Annotated in this window: 12 protein-coding genes; 6 read left to right on the top strand and 6 right to left on the bottom strand. The window is 53.1% G+C overall.

The window, feature by feature from the left end; all coding sequences use genetic code 11:
- Positions 1-135: 135 nt before the first annotated feature.
- The 6 genes from ACTBDZ_RS12370 (at position 136) to ACTBDZ_RS12345 (ending at position 3,398) form a co-directional block, all read left to right on the top strand.
- Positions 136-489, top strand: coding sequence for a TonB-dependent receptor domain-containing protein (locus ACTBDZ_RS12370; protein WP_438815531.1), 354 nt, complete (start codon positions 136-138; stop codon positions 487-489).
- 236 nt (positions 490-725) lie between these two features.
- The gene (locus ACTBDZ_RS12365) at positions 726-1,079 is read left to right on the top strand and encodes a sigma factor (protein ID WP_438815529.1); all 354 of its coding nucleotides are present in this window, start codon (positions 726-728) and stop codon (positions 1,077-1,079) included.
- 5 nt (positions 1,080-1,084) lie between these two features.
- Positions 1,085-1,249, top strand: coding sequence for a sigma factor-like helix-turn-helix DNA-binding protein (locus tag ACTBDZ_RS12360; protein WP_438815528.1), 165 nt, complete (start codon positions 1,085-1,087; stop codon positions 1,247-1,249).
- 8 nt (positions 1,250-1,257) lie between these two features.
- Entirely contained in the window at positions 1,258-1,668 is a 411-nt protein-coding gene (locus tag ACTBDZ_RS12355; RefSeq protein WP_438815527.1) for a DUF4880 domain-containing protein, read from the top strand.
- 42 nt (positions 1,669-1,710) lie between these two features.
- On the top strand, positions 1,711-2,193 hold the full coding sequence (locus tag ACTBDZ_RS12350) for a hypothetical protein (RefSeq protein WP_438815526.1): 483 nt from the start codon (positions 1,711-1,713) through the stop codon (positions 2,191-2,193).
- Positions 2,194-2,387: 194 nt separating this feature from the next.
- Positions 2,388-3,398 carry an AI-2E family transporter gene (locus ACTBDZ_RS12345; RefSeq protein WP_438815525.1) on the top strand — a complete coding sequence of 337 codons (1,011 nt, stop codon included), beginning with the start codon at positions 2,388-2,390 and terminating at the stop codon, positions 3,396-3,398.
- 45 nt (positions 3,399-3,443) lie between these two features.
- Here ACTBDZ_RS12345 and ACTBDZ_RS12340 read toward each other — a convergent pair whose 3' ends face one another.
- The 6 genes from ACTBDZ_RS12340 to ACTBDZ_RS12315 all read right to left on the bottom strand — a co-directional run bounded on the left by ACTBDZ_RS12340 (position 3,444) and on the right by ACTBDZ_RS12315 (position 9,261).
- Entirely contained in the window at positions 3,444-4,421 is a 978-nt protein-coding gene (locus tag ACTBDZ_RS12340) for a L,D-transpeptidase family protein (RefSeq protein ID WP_438815524.1), read from the bottom strand.
- A gap of 318 nt (positions 4,422-4,739) precedes the next feature.
- Complete coding sequence (locus tag ACTBDZ_RS12335; protein WP_438815523.1) at positions 4,740-5,540, bottom strand: amino acid ABC transporter ATP-binding protein; 801 nt, start codon at positions 5,538-5,540, stop codon at positions 4,740-4,742.
- Positions 5,537-6,442 carry an amino acid ABC transporter permease gene (locus ACTBDZ_RS12330; protein WP_438815522.1) on the bottom strand — a complete coding sequence of 302 codons (906 nt, stop codon included), beginning with the start codon at positions 6,440-6,442 and terminating at the stop codon, positions 5,537-5,539. The genes ACTBDZ_RS12335 and ACTBDZ_RS12330 overlap by 4 nt, the downstream gene beginning before the upstream one ends.
- 64 nt (positions 6,443-6,506) lie before the next feature.
- A complete protein-coding gene (locus ACTBDZ_RS12325; protein WP_438815530.1) occupies positions 6,507-7,379 on the bottom strand; it encodes an ABC transporter substrate-binding protein in 873 nt (290 codons plus the stop codon).
- A gap of 79 nt (positions 7,380-7,458) precedes the next feature.
- On the bottom strand, positions 7,459-8,262 hold the full coding sequence (locus ACTBDZ_RS12320) for a deaminated glutathione amidase (protein WP_438815521.1): 804 nt from the start codon (positions 8,260-8,262) through the stop codon (positions 7,459-7,461).
- Positions 8,263-8,304: 42 nt separating this feature from the next.
- A complete protein-coding gene (locus tag ACTBDZ_RS12315) occupies positions 8,305-9,261 on the bottom strand; it encodes a nitrate ABC transporter substrate-binding protein (protein ID WP_438815520.1) in 957 nt (318 codons plus the stop codon).
- Positions 9,262-9,407: the final 146 nt, after the last annotated feature.

Below are 9,407 nucleotides of genomic sequence, written 5' to 3'. Positions count from 1 at the left end.
TGGCAACATTACTTGATGGTAAACGGGTCTGGGCAGAAAAAAATCTGAACCAGATTTAATCTGACAGACACCTGTATAAATAACCGGTAACTGTCAGATCAGGTCTGAGCTAGTACAAATTATGGCAAAGTCGAGATTACCAAGTCGGGTGAGGATGCGGAAATTGGTAAGCGCTTCCCTGAGCAGCCATTACAGCAAGCGTCCGGTTGGGTAAATTATGCGTTTCAGGGGGCGCTCAGTGGCCTATCCGTGGGGACCGGGGTGCGCTATGTTGGCAGCTCATATGGCGATAAAACGGAAAATCCCAATCTGAAAGTCCCTGCCTATACCCTGTGGGATGCCATGATCGCCTATGACTTCACCAAAGATTGGCGCTTTCAGGTTAATGCCACCAACCTCAGCAACCGCGAATATGTCAGCGTGTGTGACTATTGGTGTTACTACGGTGAAGGCCGCGTGTTCAATGCTAATCTGAGCTACCGCTGGTAACTGCTGGGACTATTGTTATTCGCACCCTCTAACCACCATTCTCGCATACCACCCGTCATTCCCGCGCAGGCGGGAATCTCCTACAGGAAAAACAGATTCCGCCTGCAAGAGATCCTCGGCCTGCGCCGAGGATGACGGTGAGTGGAAGGCCTCTGCAAAAGTCATTGTGCGATAGTGATTGACTTTGTATTTAATGATAATGAAAATCATTTCATTATCATTAAATGAGATACAACGTGAACGGTCACGCGGCTACCTATGCTGACCCCGTCGAATCCCTGGCGGTACAGCGAATTTATCACGAGCACCATGTCTGGTTACAGGAGTGGCTGCGTCGGCGTTTGGGATGCTCGCAGCAGGCGGCCGATCTGGCGCAGGATACCTTCGTGCGTCTGGTCAGCACGCAGCAGGCCACCCAACTGCGTGAACCCCGCGCTTGGTTGACCACTGTCGCCCACGGTCTGGTGGTGAATTTCTGGCGGCGGCGCGATATTGAAAATGCTTATTTGCAGGTGCTGGCGGAACAGCAGCTTGAGGCGGAGCCGTCTTTGGAGCAGCATGCCATCATTATGATACGCTGCTGGAGATAGATCGCATGCTCAGTACGCTGTCTGTCAAGGCCAGGCAGGCGTTTCTTTGGGTGCACATTGATGGACTGACGTACCAGCAGGTGGCCGATCGCCTTGGTGTCTCCGATCGTATGGTGAAAAAGTACATGGCACAGGCTATGTTCGCTTGCCTGACCTGTCAGGAGCGCTAATTCCGGCCATGCGATCTGACGATATTCCCCAGGACGTGTTCTACGATGCCGCTGAATGGTATGCCATTCTCTACGCGGATGATTGCACAGCACACGAGCGCCACGCTTGGCAGCAATGGCTGAATAGCCACCCGTTGCACCAGCAGGCGTGGCAGCGTGTCGAGCAGATTCATACCCGTTTTCATTCCGTCGAAAGCCCGGTGGCGTCCAGCGTATTAAGCCGTAAGGGGACCGAGCGGCGTCACCTGTTAAAACTGTTGGCGTTGATGACGCTGCTGGGTGGTGGTGCTTATAGCGTTCCTTGGGAAACCTATGCTGCGGACTATCGCACCTCCAAGGGAGAAAACCGACGCTGGGCGTTGGCAGAGGGGCTAACGCTAAACCTGAACACCGATTCAGCGCTCACACGCTATGACTAGGACGGAAAGATTGCTTCTCTGCGCCTGCTGAAAGGGGAGTGCTTGCTGGAAAGTGCAGTGCCTTACCCGTTAACGTTTTCCACGCCACAGGGGGTACTGACGTTGAATTCCCCTTGTCGGTTTGATGTGCGCTGCGATGCAGATGAAAGTACGCTGGCGGTGTTTCAGGGGGAGGTATTGCTCCGCCCAACGAAGCAATCGCAGGCGTCTGTGCGCGTTAGCGCTGGGCAACAAGTTACCTTTACTGATGCGGTGAGTCAGCCTCCGCAACCGGTGGAAGGCTTTCGCCAAAGCTGGCTGGATGGCGTGGTGCTGGCGGACAATATGCGGCTGGATGCCTTGATGCATGAATATGAGCGCTACCGCAACGGCTACTTTTCCCTCGATGACAAGGCGGCGGCACTGCGTATTTCCGGAGTCTTTCCCTTACAGGACGATGAGCGTTTTTTCAGCGCCCTGACTCGCACCCTCCCTATTATTGCAGAACGACGTTTTTCCTGGTGGATAACCCTGCGCGCCCGCTAATCCTTTCTGGTTTTTCATGCTAAAAACGCTAAGAATAGGACGGAGAAAAAGCAGATTCATTACCGGGCTTGTTTCGTACGACTTTTATCATGTGTCTTTTCTTGTGTGCAGAGAATAGTGCGATAAACCGAGTGCTATTCTTGGTGTCATAAGTACGTTTGCAGGTCCGATCATTACGCATACAGGATGTCGTCATGCAGTTATTGAATTTAAAGCAGACCAGATGGCTGAGCCTGGGTTTTATGTTTGGGGGATTGCTGCTGCTGTTGTCACTACGGCTGTTAACGTGTTTTGTCGCCGGTTTTTTGGTGTATGAAATCGTCAATCTGCTGACGCCCCATTTCCAAAAAATCATCAGTGGGAAACGCGCACGCTGGGTGGTAGTGGCGATCATCAGTACGCTGGTGGTGAGTGTGCTCAGCCTGTTGTTTGGTAGCCTGACCGGGATCGTGATGCAGGAAATGCGTGACACCTCGGCCTTCAATGCGCGTATCGGCTTAATTCTCAATGACGTCCAACGGCACATCATGGTCTATTTGCCGGGTTACTTGCCGGTGAGTGTTGAAGAGCTGCAACACGAATTTATGCGCTGGGTGCAGGAACATATCGTGATGCTGCAAACCATGGGTAAAGATTTTCTGCACGGTTTTGTCACCATGTTGATCGGTATGGTGTTGGGGGCAATCGTGTCGCTGTACAACGTGCAAGAAGATACGGATAAACCGCTGCTGAAATCGGAACTGATGAGGCGCGTTTCGCTGCTGTCGATGTCCTTTCGCAATATCGTGTTCGCCCAGGTGAAAATCTCCTCGGTTAACACCATCCTCTCTGCGGTCTTTATTCTCGGAGTACTGCCCTGTTTTGGCGTGCACCTGCCGTTTGCCAAAACGCTGGTGGTGCTGACCTTCATCTTTAACCTGATACCGGTAATTGGCAACCTGATATCCAACTCCATCGTGTTTATTTCTGGTTTGTCGATCTCTCTGCCGGTGGCACTGGCGGCGCTGGTTTATCTGATGCTGATTCACAAACTGGAATACTTCCTCAATGCGCAGATTGTCGGCACACGAATCAAGGCGCACGCGTGGGAGATCTTGCTGGCGATGTTGGTGTTTGAAGCGGCGTTTGGTATTCCGGGCGTGATTGCTGCACCGATTTACTATGCCTATCTGAAAAGTGAATTGAAGGAAGCGGCGCTGATTTAAGGTGGGGAAATAAGTCAGCCCGCGAGTGCGGGCTGACAGAAGGTATTAGCGTTCAGAAGTGGCAACTTGCGGTGCCAGCATTTCTAAAGGTTGCGCAGGTTCCTGCGCACCGTTGATCTTGGTTGGCATGCCGGAGCGCGTTCTGATGGCGCTGTCCACATCGCTGGTGTTCACGCTCGCGTCAGCAATCACTTTGCTGACTTTGGCGGTGATGCTGATCGGGGCCGGAGCGTCGGAGTGGAACTCTTCTACGGTACGAGACAGCGGATCGTGCACTTCAACGTAGCGGGAACCGTCTGGCTCAACGGTGGCTTTTACCGGCTCATTGATAAACTGAACACGGGTGCCAACCGGCACGTTGTTGAACAGGAATTTGATGTCGTCAGCGCGCAGACGCACGCAACCGTGGCTCACACGCAGGCCGATACCGAAGTTGGCGTTGGTGCCGTGAATCGCATAAAGATTGCCGATGTAGAGCGCATACAGCCCCATCGGGTTATCCGGACCTGCCGGATAGACTTTTGGCAGATACTCGCCGCGTGCTGCATATTCAGCGTGCATTTTGGCGGTTGGCGTCCAGGTTGGACCCGCTTTTTTACGCTGTACGCTGGTGGTCCAGTTGACTGGTGTATCTTTACCCAGTTCACCGATGCCGATAGGCAACACGATGACGGTTTTGCTGCCTTTCGGATAGTAGTACAGGCGCATTTCGGCGCTGTTGATAACGATGCCTTCGCGCGGCGCATCTGGCAGGATCAACTGCTGCGGAATAACCATTTTGCTGCCCGGTTGCGGCAGGTAGACATCCGCATTCGGGTTCGCTTCCATCAGGTTGCTCAGGCCCATTTGGTATTGGGCAGCAAAGGCTTCCAACGGCAGCGTGCTGTCGGTTGGAACGGTAATTTCCAGGTTTTCCCCGATCAGACGGCTGTTGGCCGGCGGCAGCGGATAAACAACGGCAAATGCTGATTGACTGAAAGCAGCAGCGGCCAGAAGGGTGGTTAAGATCGCGCGAATACTCATCTTCATATCTTTATTGAGTGTGTGATGCCCGAAGGGCTGTGGTGTCGGTTGTTGTTAGCGGTTGAACCGCCCGGATGCGCATTATATGGTCAGAACGGTCTCGGAGGGAAATAGCATGTGCAATGAATCACATTTTTTGCCTCCGAGAGGAAAAAAATGGGGGGAGTAGCGGTCATTTCGGCCTTCGCGATGTCACTCCCGCTTTTCCTATGTCATTCCCGCCCTTTCTTTGTCATTCCCGCGCAGGCGCGAATCTCTTGCAGGCGAAACGCATTCTTTCTGCCTGAGGCCCCCGGCTTGCGCCGAGGACGACAGGCGTTAGATAAAGCGGCTCAGGAAGGCCTGAGTGCGCGGATGTTGCGGTGTGACCAGTACATCATCCGGGCGACCTTGCTCAACCACTACGCCTTCATCAAGAAAGATCACCCGGTCAGCGGCTTCGCGGGCAAAACTGATCTCATGGGTGACGACGATCATGGTTAAGCCTTGCTCGGCCAGCGATCGCATCGTTGCCAGCACTTCGCCGACCAGTTCGGGATCGAGTGCTGAGGTGGGTTCGTCAAACAGCATTACCGTCGGGCGAATAGCCAGTGCACGCGCAATGGCAACGCGCTGCTGCTGCCCGCCGGACAGGTGGCGCGGATAGGCATCCGCTTTGTGTTCCAGCCCAACGCGTTTTAACAACGCCATAGCATAGGTCTGTGCTTCCTGGCGGTCTTGCTTATGCACACCGACCGGCGCTTCAATGATGTTCTGCAACACGGTCATATGGGGATAGAGGTTGAACTGTTGGAACACCATGCCGATGTGACTACGTTGGCGGGCAATATCGCGTGCTGACAGGGGATAGAGTTTCTCACCGCGCAACTGGTAGCCGATCTGCTCATCGCCCATCATGATATAGCCTTCATCCATCGTTTCCAGATGGTTGATGCAGCGCAGGAAGGTGGATTTTCCTGAACCTGATGGCCCCAAAATCACTACGGTTTCGCCGCTGTTCACATCCAGATCGATTCCGCGCAGCACATGATTGTCGCCAAAATATTTGTGGACGTTGCGCGCGCGTACCAGCGGCGTTTGCTCACGGGATGTTGTCGCGGTGCAATGCGGCTTGCTCATTGAGGTTCCTCTTTGCCAGACACATTGGCTTTTGCCGGGGGCAATCGACGGGTTTCCGATGCCGGGAGCCTCTCACCTCGGGAGTAATAGCGTTCGATGGCCGATTGCCCAATATTCAGCAGCGAGGTAATAAACAGATACCACATCACCGCCACCATCAACATCGGGATTACGGCAAAGGTACTGTTATAAATGGCTTGTACCGAATAAAGCAGATCGCCCATCGCGATGACGCTGACCAGCGACGTCACTTTGATCATGCTAATTAACTGGTTACCGGTAGGGGGAACGATGGCGCGCATCGCCTGCGTAATGATGATGCGGCGTAACGCACGGCTACGGCTCATGCCGAATGCCTGCGCGGTTTCCACCTGACCGTGATCGACAGATAGCAGGCCGCCACGAATGATTTCCGCCATATAGGCCGCTTCATTCAGTGCCAGACCGGCAATAGCGGCCGTAAGCGGCGTGATCAGATCGTTGGTCTTCCAACTCATCCATTCCGGACCAAAAGGAATGCCCAGTGAGACGCGGGGAAAGAGTGTGGCGAGGTTGTACCAAAAAATCAGTTGCACCAGCAGCGGCGTGCCGCGAAAAAACCAGATATAAAACCCGGAAAGTCCGCTCAGTAGCCGATTGTTGGACATGCGTCCGATAGCCAGTAATAACCCCAATATAGTGCCGATGATCATGGCCACCACGGTCAGATCCAGCGTCATCGCCAACCCGTTGAGCACGGTTTTTTCATTAAACCACTGATAAACCACATGCCATTCAAAGTGCCTATTGGTCCCGATGCACCAAAGCACATAAAAGTCGACAATCAGTGTGAAGCCCCAGGAAAGCCGCTGGCTAAAGCGGCTGGATGGCAGGGCTCTGGCAACATCTCTCAATTTGTCCACGGCAAAAAAATGCCTCTCAACGTTATTGACGGTGTAATGCGTGGTTTCTGCGAAGAAACGTCGATTACTTGGCTAAATTGATGCCCGGTGCAGGCAGCATATTGTCTGACAAGTTCCATTTCTTCATGATGGCGGCATAGGTGCCGTTATCAAACAGCTCCTGATACGCAGCCAGAATAACCGGTGTTAGCGGGGAGTCTTTCTCAAAGACCGAGCCCTGATACAGGTCGCCAAATCCATTGTGTTGTCCCGTACCGGCCAGTTCGAGCTGCCCATTGGTTTGCTGCACAAAGTAGGTCAGCGGTGCCTGAGAGGAGAAGAAGGCATCTGCGCGATCGGAACGCACAGAGAGGATTGAGGTCGGTTGGTCCGTGTAGGATTGGACTGTCACGGCCGGTTTTCCGGCAGCGGTACAGGCTTGCGATTGTTTGACGATCACCTGCTCGGCAGAGCCTCCAGCCAATACGGCGATGCGCTTGCCGCAGGTATCGTCCAGGGTATTTATTTTTTCAGGGTTTCCACTTTTTACCGCAAAGACGACGAATTCACGGACAAAATCCACAAAATCGTTTTTTGCCTGACGCGGCGGGAAATCGCCAGTGGGCCCGATTGCGAATTGGTAGCGCCCAGATTGAATACCACTCAGTATGCCGGGTAATCCGCCCACCGTGAAATGTTCAATTTTGACACCGAGCAGTTCACCCAACGCGTTAGCGAGATCAACGCTAGCGCCTTCGATGGAATCAGTGTTGCTGACGATTTTATAAGGCGGAAAGGAACCGTTATTGGCCGCGTTTAAGACGCCGGTTTTTTTTATATCTTCCGGCAAACGTTCGTGCAGGCTTTTGTTTAGCGTTTGGGTTGGAATTGCGGTAGCCAAGGTATTTGCAGAAAACAGTGAACCGATCAGTAGCGTGGTATATCCAAGCCTTTTCATTGTCATGCCGTGCTCTCCTCTGCTTTTTGGGGAATGCAGATGTCAGTGATAGTGAGAAAATCAGTATTAGCGGTGAAAACTATCCTTGTATTTCATGGGGCAAACGTGGTGCAACAAAGCGGCGGTTAGCCAGTGCCGGTAAAACATCGCGAGCATAGGCGGTTCGTTTAGGATCGATATCAGCATAGACCAACGCCGGCGTTTCGGGTGCCTGCACTATCACAACGCCCAGCGGGTCGACCACCATGCTGTTACCGATGTTTCGCACACCGCACTCGCCAACCGCCACCACATAGGTGGTGTTTTCCAAAGCGCGGGCGCGGACCAGAAGTTCCCAGTGCGTCTCTTTCAGCGGCCCTTTAACCCAGGCGGCGGGCAGCACCAGCAGATCGGCGCCATCCAGTACCAGACGACGCGCGAGCTCGGAAAAGCGGATGTCATAGCAGGTCATCAATCCCACGTTCAATCCGGCAACGTTGACCAACGCCGGGACATCATCTCCAAGCATCACGTTATCAGATTCTTTCATGGCGAATGCATCGTACAGATGCAATTTGCGATACTGCTCGATGATTTCGCCGTTGCGAACGACAACCAGCGTGTTCCAGACTTTATCGCTGCCGTTAGGAACGTGGACGTTCATCATGGTGGTCATGCCGTTGCCTTGGCTGGCGGCAAGCACCTGCGTCATAAACGGGCCATCAAGAGGTTGTGCTGCGGTCAGTACCAGCTTGGGATTGGTAATATCGCGTGCCAGAATGCCTTCAGGCAGTACCAGAAGTTCAGCACCGGCCTGCTCGGCTTGTTCCATGAGTGAGACCGTAGTGATGGCATTGTTCTGCCACTCTTTGTCTACCGCGAATTGTCCCAACGCAACTTTCATAGCAACCTCTGTTATCCATCACGTCATTAAGGTGCAATGCCGCTACCGACATGAATAGGGGAACAACGCTTCCGGGGTTAAGCATTTCTCGGTGATCTTTTGCTCATACAGTTCTCGGGCGAAATCAGCGATCATCACTTTATTCACCTCAAAGCCATTTTCATTCCAGTTGGCGGGTAAATCCCGCGCAGTTCTGCGCAGATCGTCCAGTAGCCACGGCGTGGTGTCGGTATATTTGATGCGTTTTTTCATCCACAGGGCGTAGGATTGATCGATCACTTCGCTTAACGCTTGCGGCAGCCAAGGGTGCGCTTGGGCTATCTCAGGTTTCATGCCGAGAACGTGAATACCCGGGATGTAACCCACGGCCCGGAAGTAATCCAATTCTGCCTGCCGAAAATCTCGCAGCAATTGACGTAGCCCTGAGGTCTCACTGAAATACCCATCCGGCATAAAAGGGGTGCATATAGCATCCAGTTCGCCGTTTTTCAGCAACGATATCAGCGACTGCTCGCCGGGGGCCGGCTCAATGTTTCCCGGTTGACCAAAATTCCCCAGCCTGTCCATGATCGGGTGTGCGTCTGTTAAGCGGCCGGCATACCAATGGGCATCCTTCGTCTCTATGCCTTCACGTCGCAGCATGGCGCGCGTCCAGACACTGCCGGAGTGATGCCAGCCAGTTACACCGATACGTTTGCCCACGAGCTGCGATAACGCATTCAATGGGCTGTCTTCGGTGGTTAAAATGCAGCGCTGGCGAAACCCCCGCATCAAGAAATGCGGGAGTGCCAGCAAACTTTCATCGTTACCAGCGCGGTTCCGCGCGTAGCGGCTGAAAGAGATTTCACCAGCATCGTAATGCGGGCTGTTGGCCAAATTTTGGGGCAACGCCTCTACACGGTCGATCATCAATGTAAAGTGTTTTGGTTTGATGTCGCCCAAAGCAAGTAGAGTAAAATAGTCCCAATCGCGCACTGCCAATCTAATTGTTATCGTCACGCTATTTCCCCGGTGAAGGGGCTTTGTTGAATAATAGGTAATCATGCTGTTTTTCCATGCCAGTTTTGGTTGAAAATGCTTGTCATCTCAGGTGTACAGTTTTCTCATGAGGCCTAACTGCATGATTTTGCGTTGCTAGGATCCGT

It is taken from the genome of Symbiopectobacterium sp. (assembly GCF_051710365.1).
Taxonomy (GTDB): domain Bacteria; phylum Pseudomonadota; class Gammaproteobacteria; order Enterobacterales; family Enterobacteriaceae; genus Symbiopectobacterium.
This window is presented reverse-complemented; position numbering and strand designations above follow the sequence as displayed.

What these genes read in the sequence shown, in the direction of transcription:
- ACTBDZ_RS12360 (WP_438815528.1), top strand. Translation starts at nt 1,085, where the DNA reads ATGCTCAGTACGCTGTCTGTCAAGGCCAGGCAGGCGTTTCTTTGGGTG.
- ACTBDZ_RS12355 (WP_438815527.1), top strand. Translation starts at nt 1,258, where the DNA reads ATGCGATCTGACGATATTCCCCAGGACGTGTTCTACGATGCCGCTGAA.
- ACTBDZ_RS12345 (WP_438815525.1), top strand. Translation starts at nt 2,388, where the DNA reads ATGCAGTTATTGAATTTAAAGCAGACCAGATGGCTGAGCCTGGGTTTT.
- ACTBDZ_RS12340 (WP_438815524.1), bottom strand. Translation starts at nt 4,421, where the DNA reads ATGAGTATTCGCGCGATCTTAACCACCCTTCTGGCCGCTGCTGCTTTC.
- ACTBDZ_RS12335 (WP_438815523.1), bottom strand. Translation starts at nt 5,540, where the DNA reads ATGAGCAAGCCGCATTGCACCGCGACAACATCCCGTGAGCAAACGCCG.
- ACTBDZ_RS12325 (WP_438815530.1), bottom strand. Translation starts at nt 7,379, where the DNA reads ATGAAAAGGCTTGGATATACCACGCTACTGATCGGTTCACTGTTTTCT.
- ACTBDZ_RS12320 (WP_438815521.1), bottom strand. Translation starts at nt 8,262, where the DNA reads ATGAAAGTTGCGTTGGGACAATTCGCGGTAGACAAAGAGTGGCAGAAC.